This is a genomic window from Streptomyces sp. NPDC053542, from assembly GCF_044544685.1.
Classification (GTDB): Bacteria; Actinomycetota; Actinomycetes; order Streptomycetales; family Streptomycetaceae; genus Streptomyces.
In genome coordinates, this window is record NZ_JBITXL010000003.1 from 456,399 (window position 1) to 473,182 (window position 16,784).

A 16,784-nucleotide genomic window follows, 5' to 3' on the forward strand; every position below is an offset into this window, starting at 1 on the left:
TTGCGCGACGGCCGCCGATCGGGTGATGCCCGTCCCCCGGTTCACCCGCTCCCCCGGCGGGAAGGCGTGGGCCATGGCACCATCCGAACCAGTCGGATGGTCGGTCCAGAGCGGAGGTGGCGCGGTGCGGGGACGGTTCCGGCGGTCGATGGGTTCGGTGGCGCTCCTGGGCGCCGTCGCCGTGGCGCTGCCCGCGACTCCTGTGTACGCGGCGGCCCGGCCCGCCGCGCCGCCCGACATCCCCGTGAGCGAGCTGCTGACCCGGCTGCAGAAGCTCTACCAGCAGACGGAGGCGGCCACCGAGGCGTACAACGCCACGGAGGAGGACCTCAAGGCGCAGGCCAAGCGCTCCAAGAAGCTCGACGGCCGGCTCAGGGCGGCCCGTGCGGACCTGGCCAAGGGGCGCGCGTACGCCGGCCGGCTGGCGCGCGAGCAGTACACGGGCTCCGGGCCCGGCGGCCTCTCGCCGTACGTGCAGTTCCTCCTCTCCAAGGACCCCGAGCAGGCGCTGGACCGCGGCCATCTGCTCAAGGAGGCGGCCGGCCACCAGGCGGACACGGTCACCCGGCTCGCGGGCAGCGCCAAGAAGGCGGACGAGCTGGCGACCGAGGCCAGGAAGGCGCTGGACAAGCAGAAGGACCTGGCCGACCGGCGGAAGAAGCAGAAGGCGAAGGTCGAGGGGCGGCTCCGCGAGGTCGAGGCGATGCTCTCCTCGCTCTCGCCGGAGCAGCTGGCGGAGCTGAGCCGGCTGGAGCGGGCCGGCATGGAGGACGCGCAGCAGGCGTTCCTCGGCTCCGGCAGGCTCGGCGGCCCGCAGGCCCCCTCCAAGGAAGGGCAGCGGGCGATGGCGTACGCGCTGACGCAGGTCGGCAAGCCGTACGTGTGGGGCGCCGAGGGCCCGGACTCCTTCGACTGCTCGGGGCTCACCTCACAGGCGTGGGCCCACGTCGGCAAGCCGATCCCGCGGACGAGCCAGGAGCAGTGGAAGCAGCTGCCGCACGTCAGCCTGCGCGAGCTGCGCCCCGGCGACCTGGTGATCTACTTCCCCGGCGCGACGCATGTGGCGATGTACCTCGGGGACGGCATGGTCGTGCAGGCCCCGCGCCCCGGCGCCAAGGTCAAGATCTCCCCGATCGCCGCCAACCCGCTGCTGGGCGCCGTCCGCCCGGACGAGGGCGCGGCCGGCCTTGAGGACTACACCCCACCGGAGCTGCCGGACGGCGCCACGGACGGGGACGACACGGGGTACGGCGACGCCTCGGCACCCGGGAACTGAGCGGACCCACGCGCACGCACGGCGGGGCGGCTCCCCCCGAGGGAGCCGCCCCGCTTCCGCGCCACGTGCCCGCGGCTCAGGCGGTCAGCGACGCGAGGTACGCGCCCGCCTTGTCCGGGTCGTAGAAGAAGTTCTCGAAGTCGGAGGGGTCGTTGAAGCCGTTGGCGAAACGGTCGGCCGCGGGCTGCAGCTGGCCGGCCGCGCCGATGTAGTTCAGCACGTGCTCCGGCGGCGGCGCCAGCATGGCGTTCGTCCACTTGGTGACGTGCTGGGCGGTGGCCCAGTACCGGTCGAAGGCGCCCTGCATGAAGTCCGCGTCGAACGGCTTGTCACCGTGCTCCACGATCGCGTCGAGGTAGGCGGCGGCGCACTTGGACGCGGAGTTCGAACCCTGGCCGGTGATCGGGTCGTTGGCCACGACGACGTCGGCGACGCCGAGCACCAGACCGCCCGAGGGCAGCTTGCCGATGGGGTTGCGCACGGTCGGCGCGTACCGCCCGGCCAGCGTGCCGTTGGCGTCGGTCAGCTCGACATTGGTGCAGCGCGCGTACTCCCAGGGGAGGAACTTCTCCAGCAGCTCCAGCGTCAGCGCCAGGTGCTCGTTGGGGTCCTTCACGCCCTGGAAGACGTCCAGCGGGCCGCCCGGGATGCCCTCCCAGAAGAGGATGTCGGCGCGGCCCGAGGTGGTGTAGGTCGGCATGACGAAGAGCTCGCCGACGCCGGGGACCAGGTTGCAGCGGACCGCGTCGAACTCGGGGTGCTCCGGGCGGGGGCCCATGCCGTGCACGTACGCGACGGCCAGCGCGCGCTGCGGGGTGTCGTACGGGGAACGCGTGGCGTCCCGGCCGAACATGGACACCAGCTCGCCCTTGCCCGCGGAGACCAGCGTCAGGTCGTAGCGGGAGGCGAAGAAGTCGAGGTCGGAGACGGCGGCACCGTGGATGACGAGCTGGCCGCCGCGCTGCGCGAAGGTCTCCATCCAGCCGGCCATCTTCACGCGCTGGTCGACGGACTGCGCGTAGGCGTCCAGCTTGCCGACCCAGTCGATGGCGCGCTGCGAGCCCTCGGGCGACTCGAAGCTGCCCGGTGCCGCCACGGAGACGCCCAGACCCTCGATGCGCGGCGCCTGGCTCTCCCAGAAGTTGATCTGGAGGTCGCGCTCGTGCTGGAGGGCGGTGTGGAACATGCACTGCGTCGACATGACCCGGCCGGAACGGATCTCATCGGCGGTGCGATTGGACATGAGGGTGACCTCATAGCCCTTGGACTGCAGTCCAAGGGCCAGCTGGAGACCGGACTGGCCGGCTCCGATGATGAGTATCTTCCGCATGGTGGTGCTCTTCTCTGCTGGGGTCCGCGACGTTGCGGGCCTATTCGGGGGTCATCTCCAGGGCATGCGCGACGAGGGTGAGCAAGGACTCCACGACCGTGATCCGATTACGCGCATCCATGATCACCACGGGCACGTCAACCGGCACGGACAGGGCCTCACGCACATCCTCGGCCGCGTATTCGGCGGTCCCCTCGAAGTGATTGACGGCCACGACGTACGGAAGACCGCAGCTCTCGAAGTAGTCGAGAGCGGGGAAGCAGTCCTCGAGACGCCGGGTGTCCGCCATCACTATCGCGCCGATGGCCCCCCGGACCAGGTCGTCCCACATGAACCAGAACCGCTGCTGACCCGGGGTACCGAAGAGGTACAGGACGAGGTCCTGGTCGAGCGTGATGCGGCCGAAGTCCATCGCGACCGTGGTCGTGGTCTTCTCCGGGGTGGCCGTCAGGTCGTCGGTGTCCTCGCTGGCCTGCGTCATCACCGCTTCGGTCTGCAGCGGCGTGATCTCGGAGACCGACCCGACGAAGGTCGTCTTGCCGACGCCGAACCCGCCCGCCACCACGATCTTGGTGGCGATGGGGGCCTGCGTTCGGTCCGTCTGCCAGCTCTGCAGCCCTTCGTCGGCGGCAGGCGTCCCGGCGCTCGCCGTCATCGTCTCAGAGCCTGCGAAGTCCACTCAGCACCCTCTCAAGCAGCGCGCGGTCGGGCTGTCCGGTGCCGTGCCCGGAGCCGTAGACGCGGATCTTTCCCTGGTCGGCGAGGTCGCTGAGCAGGACGCGGACCACGCCCAGCGGCATTTTGAGCAGCGCGGAGATCTCCGCGACGGACCGCATCCGGCGGCACAGCTCGACGATGGCGCGCATCTCGGGCATGACCCGGTCGGCCCAGCCGCCCGAGGTCAGCTCGCGGCGCTCCTCCGGCGCCTCCAGCGCGGCCACGAACGTCTCGACCAGCAGCACGTGGCCGAAGCGGGTACGGCCGCCGGTGAGCGAATACGGCCGCACGCGGGCGGGTTTCCGGTCCCCGCCTCGTGTGGGGAGTTTGGGTGCGGTACTCACTGAGCGCTCTCCATCGACTTGCGCAGTTCGCTGCGGAGTTCGGGGGTGAGGACATGGCCGGCCCGGCCGACGAAGAGCGCCATGTGGTAGGCGATGACACTCATGTCGCAGTCGGGGGTGGCGTGCACGCCGAGCAGCGAACCGTCACTGATGTAACTGACGAACAGACTGCCCTCGTCCATGGCGATCATCGTCTGCTTCACCGAGCCGCCGTCCATGAGCTTCGCCGCACCGTTGGTGAGGCTGCCGACGCCGGACACGATCGTGGCCAGGTCGGCACTGGAACCGCGCGGGCCGCGCTGTCCCGCGGCCTCAGCGGTCCCTTCCGCCAGCAGCGGGTCGGAAGCCAGCAGCAGCAGCCCGTCCGACGACACCACGGCCACCGAACGGATGCCCGGCACCTCGTCGACCAGATTGGACAACAGCCACTGCAGATTCCGTGCCTGATGACTCAGTCCGTAAGCAGTGGGCGCTTGCGCCTTCAATCGCGTGCCTCCTCGACAACGTGACTCTCTCCCGGGGCCCCCGCTCCGTCGGTGTCCGTTTGTGGGATGGTCTGTTCGGCCGTGCGCTCCGCGATCTCGGCCTCCACGTCCCGACGGCCTTCCCGCGCGCCCTGCTGGAAGCCGCCCAGCCGGCGCCGCAGCGCCTCGGCGTTCACCCCACCGCCCTGCCGCGGCGCGCTCGGCGGCCGCTGTGCCACGACACGGGGCGTGCGCTTGGGCAGCCCCATGTCGGTGAGCCGCCGGACGGGCGGCTCCTCCTCGGCGTCCGCCGCCCGGCTGTGCTCGGCGCCGCCGCCGTCGGCCGGGGCCGGCGCCGCAGGGGTCTCGTCGGCGACGTACGGGGACCGGCCGACCGGTACGGCACCGGTCTCGGGGCCGCCGTCGGGGTCACCGGAGAAGTCCGGCACACCCGGCCTCGGCGCGGCCGCGTTCGGCGCGCCGTTGCCCGGTGCGGGCGTGTTCGGTGCGCCGGTGCCCGGTGCGGGCGTGTTCGGCGCGGGCGTGTTCGGCGCGGCCGGGGCCGTTCCGATGCCCGCCGCGTCGATGGTCCGCTCCGCGGCCTCGATCAGCGGGTCCGCGAACGGGCCCGTGAGGGAGTCCGGCAGGGGGTCTGTGAGGGGGTCCGGCAGGGGATCCGTCAGGGGGTCCGGCGCGGGGCCCCGGAGGGACTCCGGCAGGGGGTCCGTCAGCGGGTCCGGCAGGGGGTCCGTGAGCGGATCCGGCGCGGGGCCCCGGAGGGACTCCGGCAGGGGGTCCGTCAGCGGGTCGCCGAGGGGCGCCGGTGCCGACTGCGACTGCTGCTGCGCCTGCTGGGGCTGCTGCTGCGGCCGGCCGTGCTGCGGCTGCGACGGCTCAGCCTGCTGCGGCTGCTGCGGCTGCGCCGGCTGCTGCCCCTGCCGGGGCGGCAGGGTGCGCTGGCCGCGCGGCGGCAGCGCGTTGGAATTGGCCTCCGCGACCGAACCCGGGAGGGTCGGCCCCGACTGCACCGTGCCGGGCTGCGCGGCCGCGGCCGGCGTCGGCCGGGTCGGCAGGATGGACTTCGGCAGCACCACGACGGCGGTGACGCCGCCCTGCTGCTGGTCGCGCAGCTGGACGCGGACGCCGTGCCGCGCGGCGAGCCGTACGACGACGTACAGGCCGAGGCCGAGCGCCTCGTCGACCGTCTCCGAGGACGTCGCGGCCTCCGGGTCCGCCAGCCGCTGGTTCAGCTCCGCCATCCGCTCGGCGGTCATCCCTATGCCCTGGTCCTGGACCGAGAGCATCAGCTCGCCGCTCTCCAGCAGCCAGCCGGAGAGCTCGACGTGGGCGTCCGGCGGCGAGAACGCCGTGGCGTTGTCCAGCAGCTCGGAGATGAGGTGGCTGACGTCGTCGGCGGCGAAGCCGGCGATCTGGGAGTGCGGCGGCAGCGACTGGATGCGCACCCGCTCGTACCGCTCGATCTCGCTGATCGAGGCGCGCAGCACGTCCAGCAGCGGCACCGGCACGGCGTTGTGGTTGCTGTGCTCGGAGCCGGAGAGGACGAGGAGGTTCTCGCTGTTCCGGCGGACCCGGGCGGCGAAGTGGTCGAGCTTGTAGAGCGTTTCCAGCCGCTCGGGGTCCTGCTCCTTCTCCTCCAGGCCCTCGATGACCGCGAGCTGCCGCTCGACGAGGCCGACCGTGCGCATCGCGAGGCTGACGAACCGGTTGTTCACGCCGGAGCGCAGCGCGGCCAGCCGCTCGGTGAGGTCGGCGCGCTCCTCCAGGAGCACGTCGCGCTCGGCGGCCAGCCGCTTGCGGCCGCTCGCCATCCGGGCGCGCTCGCCCTCCGCCTCGGCGGCCGTCCGCGCCAGCTCGGCGACCTGCGCGTGCAGCGCGTTGACCGAGCGCACGGTCTGCGCGTACTCGTCGTTGCGGCCCTTGTACTCGATGGACTGCTCGTCCGCCGGGTCCTTGGCGACCCGCGCGGCCCCGCGGCGCAGCGCGGAGAGCGGCTGGGTCATCGTGCGCGCCGCCCAGATGCTGATGCCGACGGCGAGCAGCAGGCAGAGCCCGACCAGCCCGATGCGGATCTCCAGCGAGGTGACGTCGTCGTCCCGGAGCTTCGCCATCGCCTTCACCTCGGCGGTGCTCAGCGAGGACTCCACGCTGCGCATCAGGCCGACGCGGGTGGCGGTGGTGGACTCGATGCGCTTCCGGTCGAGCTGGAGGTCCAGGGGGTAGAGCCGGGGCTGGTCGGTGAGCTTGCCGAGGTAGCGCTCGGCGGTGTCGACGTCGGTGCCGTTGACCGTGCGGTCGTAGCTGTCCCGGGTGTCGTCGCCGGCGCTCTGCGCGAAGTCGGCGAGCGAGGCCAGTTCGCGTACGTGCGACTGCTGGGCCGCGGCGGACAGGTCGGTCGCCCGGCCCTCGCTCGCCAGCCCGGCGAGCAGCAGCGCGCGGGTGGCCGACGCCTGTTCGGTGGCGCGGGCGAGGAGCGGCAGGGACTCGGCACGGGAGCCGGCCGCGGTGGCGCGGGGCGGCACCCGGCGGGCGATGTCGGCCGAAATGGCGTCAAGCGCCTGAATGGCGGCAGTGTAGGACTTGAAGGTGGCCAGGGCGCTGCCCGCGCCGGTCAGCCCCTGCTGGCGGACCTTGGGCAGCGACGAGAGCAGCTTGCCCGCGTCACCGAACGCCTCGGTCTCGGCCGAGCTCTCGGCCGCCTCGGCCCGCAGGTCCTTGATCTGCCGGTCCACGCGGGCCCGCTGGGCCTCCGAGACGCCGTGTCCGCCGCGCGTCGTCCGGCCTCCCGCGACGTACACCGTCATGGCGTCGCGCTCGTCGGCGAGGGAGTGGGAGAGGGTCACCGCGCGGGCGTTCAGCTCGCCGAGGTCGACCAGCTCCTGGGAGCTGTCCACGTCCTGTGTCGCCGAGGCGATGACGGGCGTGCCGACCGCCGCGACGGCGACGGCGACCACCGCCACGGCCCCCATGAGCCTGTTGCGCACGCGCGCGGGACGTCCGCCCGCGCGGTCACCGTCCGTACCGGACCTGGCCGGGCCGGCCGGTGTTCCCGGCTCCACCACGTCACCCCGAAGCCGCTTCTTCCGCACCGCTGCTCGCAATCCTGTCTCGCCTGCCCACGCCGTGTGTGGCCTTGCGGACCCGGCCGTTCTCCCCGGAAGGCGGATCCGCGGCGCATCCGCAGCACCTCACGCCCCCGCCGGGCAGACAGTCCGGCTGTGCGCGTCGCGGTGAGGGAATGGCCTCACCCATGATCCGGAATACGACCATTTCACCGGCGCCGCGCGGTGGCCCGGCAACGCCTGCCCGGCCACCTGAATGAGTGAACATCAATCGGAAGTTGACCATCAACTTCCGCTGTGGGGCGCAACAGTAGGCCATCGGCGGGCGGGTTTGGAGAACCGTCCGGGGCCTGGCAGGATGCCCGCCCGCATTTTACGGAGCGGCCTTTCGGACCGTCCCGCGGCCGGAATTGGCGCCGTTCAGGCGCCGCGCCCCCGATTCCCCGCATTCCGGGCGCCCTTCCCCGCCCGCTCCCCGCCGCTCCGGCATGCTTGCCCCCATGCGTATCGAACTCGCCACCGAGCCCGGCGACCCCCAACGCCCCAATGAGGACTACGCATCAGTAGCGCTGCCCGCTTCCGGGCAGGGCGGCGTCCTCGTTCTGCTCGACGGCGTGACACCCCCGAAGGAGGACTTCGGGTGCCGCCACGACGTGCCGTGGTTCACCGCGCGCCTCGGGGGCGCGATGCTCGAACTGTCCGGTTCGCTCCGCGACATGACGCTCGCCGAAGCCCTCTCCGAAGCCATCGGGCGCACCGCCGCGGCCCATCACGACACCTGTGACCTTTCTCACAGCAGGACTCCGCAGGCGACGGCCATCGCCGCGCGCTGGTCCCCGCACGCCGTCGAGTACCTCGTGCTGTCGGACTCGGCGCTGCTCATCGAGGCGCCGGACGGCACGGTCGAGGCGGTACTGGACGAGCGCCTCGAACAGCTGCCGGCCGCGGTCGGCGAGCTGCGCGCCGCGGTACGGGCGCTGCCGAAGGGCTCCGCCGAACGGGCGGCCGCGGCCCGCGAGTACGTCGCGGCGGTCGAGGCGCTGCGCAACGCCGAGGGCGGCTTCTGGACCGCGGCCGCCGACCCTTCGGTGGCGGCGCGCGCGGTCACCGGCACCGTGCCGCGCGACAAGGTGCGCTCGCTCACCGCGCTGAGCGACGGGGCCGGGCGCTGGGTGGAGGTGTTCCGCGAGGGCTCGTGGGCCGACTGCCTGGGCGTGGTGCGCAAGGAGGGGCCGCAGGCGCTCATCGACCGGGTACGGGCGGCCGAGAACGCCGACGCGGACGGGCTGGAGTTCCCGCGCGGCAAGATGCACGACGACGCGGCGGTGGTGTTCGCGGAGCTGTGAAGGGCCGCGCGGGGAGCGCGCGGACGGCGGCGCGCTCCGGGCGTCAGCCCTCTTCCCGCCCGTCTTCCTGTACCGCGTCCTGCTCCCGGGCCCCGTTCCGCTCCTGGCCCTGCTGTTCCTGCTCCTCGTCCTGCTCCGGCTCCTGTTCGTCGTTCAGCCGGTGCAGCAGGCGCGCCAGTTCGGCGATCTCGCCGCGGTCCCAGGCGGCGAGCCGGCGGGCATAACGGTCCCGGCGGGCGCCGCGTACCCGGGTGAAGCGGGCCCGCCCCTCGTCTGTGAGCCGGACCAGGACGGCGCGCCCGTCGGCCGGGTCCTTCTCGCGGGCCACCAGGCCCAGGTCGTCAAGGGCCCGCAGCTGACGGCTGATGGTCGCCTTGCCGACGCCGAAGTAACAGGCCAGTTCGGTGGCGCGCTGCTCGCCGGCCTCGGCGAGCCGGAGCAGCAGGCCGTACGCCGAGGGCTCCAGGTCGGGGTGGACCTCGCGGGCCATCTCGCCGGAGGAGGCGCGGGCGCGGCGCAGGAATACGGCCAACTCGTGCTCCAGCGACAGAAAGAGGTCGTCGATGCCGCCGGGCCGCTTCGCCGCCGCCCCGTCGCTTCCGGTGTTGTGCACGTCAGCGCCCTTTCCCGTTTTCCGGACGATGGAAGAATTTTTCAGCGGCGGCCGATTCCGCAGCTGAGCCAGTATTTCGCAGGATTAGACCAACGGAATCACCTGGTCCCCCTTTCCGCCTCTGGTCTACGCGCGTATCGTCCTTTATGGCATGACCACACCAAGTCAGCCCACTCCCTCCCAGGTCCCACCGAGATCTACGGAGTCACGTATGCGCGTGCACAGATCCAGATCCGGCCCGGCCCGCCACTTCCGGCGCCCCACCGCCACGGTGGCCGCGATTCTCCTCACTCTGCTCGCTCTGCTCTGCGGCACCGTCGGCACCGCGACCGCCGCCGGGCCCGCCGCCACCCCCGGCAAGGACGCCCCGGAGCCCACCCACCCCGGCCAGGACTGGGCCGGCTCGCAGGTCGCCAAGCACGAGGGCGGCACGGGGGCGCCCGTCGCGCCGTCCGTCCAGGCGTCCGTGGAAGGCGTGGACGTCAGCGGCCATCAGGGCAACGTCGCCTGGTCGACGCTGTGGAACAGCGGGGTGAAGTTCGCCTACGTCAAGGCGACCGAATCCACCAGCTACATCAACCCGTATTTCGCTCAGCAGTACAACGGGTCCTACAACGTCGGCATGATTCGCGGCGCCTACCACTTCGCGCTCCCGAACACCTCGTCCGGCGCCGCCCAGGCCAATTACTTCGTGGACCACGGAGGCGGCTGGTCCAAGGACGGCAAGACACTGCCCGGCGCGCTCGACATGGAGTACAACCCCTACGGCGCCACCTGCTACGGCATGAGCGCAACCGCCCTGGTGAACTGGATGAAGGACTGGTTCGCCACCTACAAGGCACGCACCGGACGGGACGCGGTGATCTACACCTCCACCAACTGGTGGAAGCAGTGCACCGGCAACTACGCGGGCTTCGGCAGCATCAACCCGCTGTGGATCCCGCGGTACGGCTCCTCGGTGGGTGAACTCCCGGCCGGCTGGGGCTTCCACACCATCTGGCAGTACACGTCCACCGGGCCGACCGTGGGCGACCACAACCTCTTCAACGGCGCGTACGACCGTCTCCAGGCGCTCGCGAACGGGTAAGAGGCCGACAGGGCTCCCCCACCGTGCCGTGAGGACCTGCGCCGGCCCCCTCCCGCAGGCCCTCGCGGCACGGCGCCCTGTCTCCCCTCCCCCGTTGCGCGTCTTCGAAAGAGGCTCCCCCCTATGCGCATACGCCGGTGCATCACGCTGCTCTCCACGCTCTGCACGGCCCTCGCGGTGGCCGTGCCCGCCTCCGCCGCATCCGCATCGCCCACCTCCCCCGCATCCGCCGACGGACTCGACCACCACGCCGGCTCCACGCTTCCCTCCCACGAGGGCACCACGTCCGGCCCGGCGCCGCAGCCGCTCGCCGGAGTGGCCGGCATGGACGTCAGCAGCCATCAGGGCAACGTGAACTGGGCAGCGGCCTGGAACGCCGGCGCCCGCTTCGCCATCGTCAAGGCCACCGAGGGCACCGGCTACCGCAACCCCAAGTACGGACAGCAGTACGGCGGGTCCTACCACGCCGGCATGATCCGCGGCGCGTACCACTTCGCGCTGCCGAACACCTCGTCCGGCGCCGCCCAGGCCAACTACTTCGTCGACAACGGCGGCGGCTGGAAGGCGGACGGCCGGACGCTGCCGCCCGCGCTGGACATCGAGTACAACCCGTACGGCGCGACCTGCTTCGGCCTGAGCCGGGCGGCCATGAACGCCTGGATCCGGGACTTCAGCGCCACGGTGCACGCGCGGACCGGCCGCTACCCGATGATCTACACCGCCACCAACTGGTGGCGGCAGTGCGTCGGCGACAGCGGGTCCTTCGGCATGAAGCACCCGCTGTGGATCGCCCGCTACTCGTCCTCCCCCGGCCCCCTCCCGGCCGGCTGGGCGGCGCACACCATCTGGCAGTACGCCGACCGCGGCCGCTTCCCCGGCGACCAGAACGTCTTCAACGGCTCGCCGGCCCAGCTCCGCGCGCTCGCGAAGGGGTGACAGCCGTTCCCGGGCACGGAGCGAGGCCCGGAGCCCCCGCCGTGCGGGAGTTCCGGGCCTCGTACCAGGGTGTTACGCCGCGACCGGGACCTCCGGCGCGGCCGGCGCGGACGCCGGGGTCAGGGCCAGGTCGAGGACCTGGCGGACGTCGGAGACCGGGTGGACGTCGAGCTTGTCCAGGATCTCGGCGGGGACGTCGTCCAGGTCCGGCTCGTTGCGCTTGGGGATGATCACCGTGGTGATCCCCGCGCGGTGCGCGGCGAGCAGCTTCTGCTTCACGCCGCCGATGGGCAGCACCCGGCCGGTGAGGGAGACCTCGCCGGTCATCGCCACGTCGGGCCTGACCTGACGCCCGCTGAGCAGCGAGGCCAGCGCCGTGGTCATGGTGATGCCCGCGCTCGGGCCGTCCTTGGGGACGGCGCCCGCGGGGACGTGCAGGTGCACGCCGCGGTCCTTCAGGTCGCCGACGGGCAGCTCCAGCTCCGCGCCGTGCGAGCGGAGGAAGGAGAGCGCGATGTGCGCCGACTCCTTCATCACGTCACCGAGCTGGCCGGTGAGCTGGAGGCCCGAGCCGCCGGTCTCGGCGTCGGCGAGCGACGCCTCGACGTACAGCACGTCGCCGCCCGCGCCGGTCACGGCGAGGCCGGTCACCACACCGGGCACCGCCGTGCGCCGCTCCTCGGGGTCCTGCGCGGACTCCGGGACGTGGTGCGGCCGCCCGATCAGCGGACGCAGCTCCTCCGTGCCGACCGTGAAGGGCAGCTCGCGCTCGCCCAGTTCGTGCTGGGCCGCGATCTTGCGGAGCAGCCGGGCGATGGACCGCTCGAGGTTCCGCACGCCCGCCTCGCGGGTGTACTCGCCGGCGAGCTTGCGCAGCGCGGCGTCCTCGATCACGACCTCGCCGGTCTCCAGCCCGGCCTTCTCCAGCTGGCGCGGGAGCAGGTGGTCGCGGGCGATGGTGACCTTCTCGTCCTCGGTGTAGCCGTCCAGCCGGACCAGGTCCATACGGTCCAGGAGCGGCTCCGGGATCGCTTCGAGGACGTTGGCCGTGGCGAGGAAGACCACGTCGGACAGGTCGAGCTCGACCTCCAGGTAGTGGTCGCGGAAGGTGTGGTTCTGCGCCGGGTCGAGGACTTCGAGCAGGGCCGCGGCCGGGTCGCCGCGGAAGTCGGAGCCGACCTTGTCGATCTCGTCCAGCAGGATGACCGGGTTCATGGAGCCGGCCTCCTTGATGGCGCGGACGATGCGGCCCGGCAGCGCGCCGACGTACGTACGCCGGTGGCCGCGGATCTCCGCCTCGTCCCGGACACCGCCGAGCGCGACGCGGACGAACTTGCGGCCCATGGCGCGGGCCACGGACTCGCCGAGCGAGGTCTTGCCGACGCCGGGCGGGCCGGTCAGGGCCAGCACGGCACCGCCGCGACGGCCGCCGACCAGGCCGAGGCCGCGGTCGGCACGGCGCTTGCGCACCGCCAGGTACTCGGTGATCCGCTCCTTCACGTCGTCCAGACCCGCGTGGTCCGCGTCCAGGACGGCGCGGGCGCCCTTGATGTCGTACGCGTCCTCGGTGCGCTCGTTCCACGGCAGCTCCAGGACAGTGTCCAGCCAGGTGCGGATCCAGGAGCCCTCCGGGCTCTGGTCACTGGACCGCTCCAGCTTGTCGACCTCCTTCAGGGCGGCCTTGCGGACCTCCTCGGGCAGGTCGGCGGCCTCGACGCGGGCGCGGTAGTCGTCGCTCTCGTCGTCCGTGTCGCCGTTCAGCTCCGACAGCTCCTTGCGGACCGCCTCCAGCTGACGCCGCAGCAGGAACTCGCGCTGCTGCTTGTCGACGCCCTCCTGGACGTCCTTGGCGATGGACTCGGCGACGTCCTGCTCGGCGAGGTGCTCACGGAGCGCTTCGGCGGCGTCCTTCAGCCGGGCCACCGGGTCGGTGGTCTCCAGCAGGCGCACCTTCTGCTCGGTGCTCAGGAAGGGCGAGTAGCCGGAGTTGTCGGCGAGCTGGCCGACGTCCTCGATCTGCTGGATACGGTCCACGACCTGCCAGGCGCCGCGCTTGCGCAGCCAGCTCGTGGCCAGCGCCTTGTACTCCTTGACCAGCTCGGTGACATGGCCGGGCAGCGGGTCGGGGACGGTCTCCTCGACCGTGGTGCCCTCCACCCAGAGGGCCGCTCCCGGCCCGGTCGTCCCGGAGCCGATCTTCACGCGCCCCAGGCCGCGGATCAGCGCGCCCGGGTCGCCGTCGGACAGCCGGCCGACCTGCTCGACCTTGCCGAGCGTGCCGATGCCGGCGTAGGTGCCGTCGATGCGTGGAACGAGCAGCACCCGTGGCTTGTTACCGGGTGAGGCGGCGGCCTGCGCGGCCTCCACCGCGGCGCGTACGTCCGCGTCGGACAGGTCCAGTGGCACCACCATGCCCGGCAGGACGACCTCGTCATCGAGGGGCAGCACGGGCAGGGTGAGCGGTGTGGACGTCGAAGCCATGATCTCCCCTTCGGCAGGCAAGTTGAGCTGTACTCACTCAATGCTCGTGAGCCGATAGATGTTCCCCGGGCCTTGTTCGCTGTGAGCGATCAGACACGGAGGGGAGGCGCGAGGGCCCGAAAGGGGTGCGCGTACGGGACGTACGGACTCATAAAGTGGGGGCCCGTCCGGCATCCATCCCGACTCCGGAGGCCCCGCACCCATGTCAGCCCCCTACGTCACCGACGAGACGCCCGTCACGCTGGAGCGGCGGGACGGGCCGTACGGGGAGGTGGTGCTGCGGCGGCGCGGGGCGCATTTCGAGATCATCGCCAATGGGTGCTTTCTGATGGACACCTCGGACGGGCGGTCCGAGCGGCTGCTCGTCGACGCCGCGCTCGCGGCGCTGCCCGGTGACCGCGCGCGGCCGTCCGTACTGATCGGCGGGCTCGGTGTCGGCTTCTCGCTGGCGCACGCGGCCGCCGAGCCGCGGTGGGGCCGGATCACGGTCGTCGAGCGGGAGGACGCGGTGATCGACTGGCACCGCGACGGGCCGCTGGACGCGCTGTCAGGACCGGCGCTGGCCGACCCGCGCACCGAGATCGTCCACGCCGACCTGGTCGCCCACGTGCGCGAGGGCACCGAGAGCTACGACGCGCTCTGCCTGGACATCGACAACGGCCCCGACTGGACCGTCACCGAGGACAACGGCGGCCTGTACTCGCCCGCCGGGCTCGCGGCCTGCCGGGACCGGCTGACACCGGGCGGCGTGCTGGCCGTCTGGTCGGCGCAGCCCTCCCCCGCGTTCGAGGACGCTCTCCGGAATGCCGGGTTCAGCGAGGTTCGCACCGAAGAGATCCCCGTTGTCCGAGGCGTCCCCGACGTGGTCCACCTCGCGGGGAAACGCGCGTAGCCGCGGGTCACATCGTGCCTTTACGCTGCTGCCCAGCAGTATGCGACCAGTCAGTACAGCCAGTCAGCACAGCAGTACACCAAGTCAGCACTCCAGCACAGCAAGTCAGTACGCGACCACGCACGGGGAAATTCAGGGGCGGGCGATGGACCAGACTCAGACCACCCACGGCGCCGCGGCGGCGGCCACGCCCGGCGCCCAGCGGCGGGTGCTCGTCGTCGAGGACGACCCGACGATCGTGGACGCCATCGCGGCCCGGCTGCGCGCCGAGGGCTTCCAGGTGCAGACCGCCGTCGACGGCCCGTCGGCCGTGGATACCGCCGAGGCGTGGCAGCCCGACCTGCTCGTCCTCGACATCATGCTGCCCGGCTTCGACGGCCTGGAGGTGTGCCGCCGGGTGCAGGCCCAGCGGCCCGTCCCGGTGATGATGCTCACCGCGCGGGACGACGAGACGGACATGCTGGTCGGCCTCGGCGTCGGCGCCGACGACTACATGACCAAACCGTTCTCCATGCGGGAGCTGGCGGCGCGGGTGCACGTCCTGCTGCGCCGCGTCGAGCGGGCCGCGCTCGCCGCGCACACCCCGCGCAGCGGCATCCTGCGCCTGGGCGAGCTGGAGATCGACCACGCGCAGCGCCGGGTCCGGGTGCGCGGCGCCGACGTGCACCTCACCCCCACCGAGTTCGACCTGCTGGTCTGCCTCGCCAACACCCCGCGCGCGGTGCTCTCCCGTGAGCAGCTGCTCGCCGAGGTCTGGGACTGGGCGGACGCCTCCGGCACCCGCACGGTCGACAGCCACATCAAGGCGCTGCGCCGGAAGATCGGCGCCGAGCGGATCCGTACGGTGCACGGCGTCGGGTACGCGCTGGAGACCCCGCCGGCATGAAGTCGCTCCGTCCTCTGGCACGTGAGCTCTGGCAGCGGGCCTGGGAGGCGATGCGCCCGCTCGATCCGTACCGCTCGGTCAAGGCGGCGCTCGGCGCACTGGTCACCGTTTCGGTGATCATCACGACCCTGTTGGTCCTCGTCGCGTTCCACTCGGCGACGGAGCTGCGGGTCATCACGGTCTTCTCGATCATCGCCTCGCTGCTGATCACCCAGTTCGTCGCGCAGGGGCTGACGGCCCCGCTGGACGAGATGACGGACGTCACCCGGGCGATGGCCGCCGGGGACTACACCCGGCGGGTGCAGGGCAGCCGCCGGGACGAGTTCGGCGAGCTGGCCGACGCCTTCAACACCATGGCCGCCGACCTGGAAGCGGTGGACACCCACCGCAAGGAGCTGGTCGCCAACGTCTCGCACGAGCTGCGCACGCCGATCGCCGCGCTGCGCGCCGTACTGGAGAACGTCGTCGACGGCGTCTCCGAGGCCGACCCGGAGACGATGCGCACCGCGCTGAGCCAGACCGAGCGGCTCGGCCGCCTGGTCGAGCACCTGCTGGACCTCTCCCGGCTGGACAACGGGGTCATCCCGCTGCACGCCCGCCGCTTCGAGGTCTGGCCCTATCTCTCCGGGGTGCTGAAGGAGGCCAACATGAGCCGCAAAGCCTCCACGCTGGCCGTCGGCTCCAGCCACCACAGCCGTACGGACGTCCATCTCCACCTGGACGTCTCGCCGCCGGAGCTGACCGCGCACGCGGACGCCGAGCGGCTGCACCAGGTCGTCGCCAACCTGATCGACAACGGCATCAAGCACTCCCCGCCGCACGGCCGGGTGACCGTACGGGCGCGCCGCGGCGAGGGCCCCGGCAGCCTGGTGCTGGAGGTGCAGGACGAGGGGCCCGGCATCCCGGCGTCCGAGCGGCACCGGGTCTTCGAGCGGTTCAACCGCGGCGGCCCCGCGCCCTCCGGTCCGGGCACCGACGGCGGCACGGGACTGGGCCTGGCGATCGCGCGCTGGGCGGTGGATCTGCACGGCGGGCGCATCGGAGTGGCCGAATCCCCGCGTGGCTGCCGTATCCGCGTCACCCTTCCGGGGACCGGTCAGCCCCGTCCTTGACGCCCGGTGACGTAGGGTCGGTGGTGGAACCACTCATTCGGGGTGTTCCCCGTGTCCCCACCGGGGGTGCGATGGCGATGCCCCCTACCCAGGCGCGAGAGAACTACGCATGTTTCCCGCCATCTCGTTCCCCGAAACCCACCGCTAAATGTGACGTGCGCGACGAGTACCCCTCCCGGACTGCAGCATTGGTCGACAGAGGCGTAGCCTTTATTCCCGC

The 16,784-nt window shown here is 72.1% G+C and carries 14 protein-coding genes; 7 read left to right on the plus strand and 7 right to left on the minus strand.

The genetic code is table 11. From position 1 onward, the window contains the following. Positions 1–148 precede the first annotated feature (148 nt). On the plus strand, positions 149–1,276 hold the full coding sequence (locus ACIGXO_RS09935) for an NlpC/P60 family protein (protein WP_399783827.1): 1,128 nt from the start codon (positions 149–151) through the stop codon (positions 1,274–1,276). 76 nt (positions 1,277–1,352) lie between these two features. Here ACIGXO_RS09935 and ACIGXO_RS09940 read toward each other — a convergent pair whose 3' ends face one another. From ACIGXO_RS09940 to ACIGXO_RS09960, 5 genes are read right to left on the minus strand one after another with little or no spacing between them, the layout of a single operon-like run. Next, positions 1,353–2,606 (minus strand): styrene monooxygenase/indole monooxygenase family protein, encoded by a 1,254-nt coding sequence (locus ACIGXO_RS09940; protein WP_399782942.1) that lies wholly within the window; start codon positions 2,604–2,606, stop codon positions 1,353–1,355. A 40-nt stretch (positions 2,607–2,646) separates the two neighbouring features. Then, positions 2,647–3,261, minus strand: a complete 615-nt coding sequence (locus ACIGXO_RS09945; protein WP_399782945.1) for a GTP-binding protein — start codon at positions 3,259–3,261, stop codon at positions 2,647–2,649. A gap of 4 nt (positions 3,262–3,265) precedes the next feature. After that, entirely contained in the window at positions 3,266–3,667 is a 402-nt protein-coding gene (locus ACIGXO_RS09950; protein WP_351599565.1) for a DUF742 domain-containing protein, read from the minus strand. Beyond that, positions 3,664–4,152: a roadblock/LC7 domain-containing protein gene (locus ACIGXO_RS09955; RefSeq protein WP_399782949.1), complete on the minus strand. Its 489-nt coding sequence runs from the start codon at positions 4,150–4,152 to the stop codon at positions 3,664–3,666. The genes ACIGXO_RS09950 and ACIGXO_RS09955 overlap by 4 nt, the downstream gene beginning before the upstream one ends. Then, complete coding sequence (locus tag ACIGXO_RS09960; RefSeq protein ID WP_399782952.1) at positions 4,149–7,133, minus strand: nitrate- and nitrite sensing domain-containing protein; 2,985 nt, start codon at positions 7,131–7,133, stop codon at positions 4,149–4,151. The genes ACIGXO_RS09955 and ACIGXO_RS09960 overlap by 4 nt, the downstream gene beginning before the upstream one ends. A 578-nt stretch (positions 7,134–7,711) precedes the next feature. Between ACIGXO_RS09960 and ACIGXO_RS09965 the strand changes: the two genes are divergently transcribed. Continuing rightward, entirely contained in the window at positions 7,712–8,557 is an 846-nt protein-coding gene (locus ACIGXO_RS09965; protein WP_399782955.1) for a hypothetical protein, read from the plus strand. Between the two features lie 43 nt (positions 8,558–8,600). On the opposite strand, the gene ACIGXO_RS09970 is transcribed toward ACIGXO_RS09965, so the two are convergent. Continuing rightward, positions 8,601–9,170 (minus strand): MarR family winged helix-turn-helix transcriptional regulator, encoded by a 570-nt coding sequence (locus tag ACIGXO_RS09970; RefSeq protein WP_399782958.1) that lies wholly within the window; start codon positions 9,168–9,170, stop codon positions 8,601–8,603. Positions 9,171–9,381: 211 nt separating this feature from the next. Between ACIGXO_RS09970 and ACIGXO_RS09975 the strand changes: the two genes are divergently transcribed. Both ACIGXO_RS09975 and ACIGXO_RS09980 read left to right on the plus strand, forming a co-directional pair. Beyond that, on the plus strand, positions 9,382–10,257 hold the full coding sequence (locus ACIGXO_RS09975) for a lysozyme (RefSeq protein ID WP_399782960.1): 876 nt from the start codon (positions 9,382–9,384) through the stop codon (positions 10,255–10,257). A gap of 123 nt (positions 10,258–10,380) precedes the next feature. Continuing rightward, positions 10,381–11,193, plus strand: a complete 813-nt coding sequence (locus ACIGXO_RS09980) for a lysozyme (RefSeq protein WP_399782963.1) — start codon at positions 10,381–10,383, stop codon at positions 11,191–11,193. Positions 11,194–11,265: 72 nt separating this feature from the next. Here the strand turns inward: ACIGXO_RS09980 and lon are convergent, their stop codons facing one another. Continuing rightward, complete coding sequence (gene lon, locus ACIGXO_RS09985) at positions 11,266–13,674, minus strand: endopeptidase La (protein ID WP_399782965.1); 2,409 nt, start codon at positions 13,672–13,674, stop codon at positions 11,266–11,268. Between the two features lie 202 nt (positions 13,675–13,876). On the opposite strand from lon, the gene ACIGXO_RS09990 reads away from it, so the two are divergent. From ACIGXO_RS09990 to ACIGXO_RS10000, 3 genes are all read left to right on the plus strand, one after another. After that, the gene (locus ACIGXO_RS09990; RefSeq protein ID WP_399782967.1) at positions 13,877–14,566 is read left to right on the plus strand and encodes a spermidine synthase; all 690 of its coding nucleotides are present in this window, start codon (positions 13,877–13,879) and stop codon (positions 14,564–14,566) included. 145 nt (positions 14,567–14,711) lie between these two features. Continuing rightward, positions 14,712–15,452 (plus strand): response regulator transcription factor, encoded by a 741-nt coding sequence (locus ACIGXO_RS09995; protein ID WP_030258798.1) that lies wholly within the window; start codon positions 14,712–14,714, stop codon positions 15,450–15,452. After that, entirely contained in the window at positions 15,449–16,564 is a 1,116-nt protein-coding gene (locus tag ACIGXO_RS10000) for an ATP-binding protein (protein ID WP_399782971.1), read from the plus strand. Before ACIGXO_RS09995 ends, ACIGXO_RS10000 begins: the two co-directional genes overlap by 4 nt. Positions 16,565–16,784 lie beyond the last annotated feature (220 nt).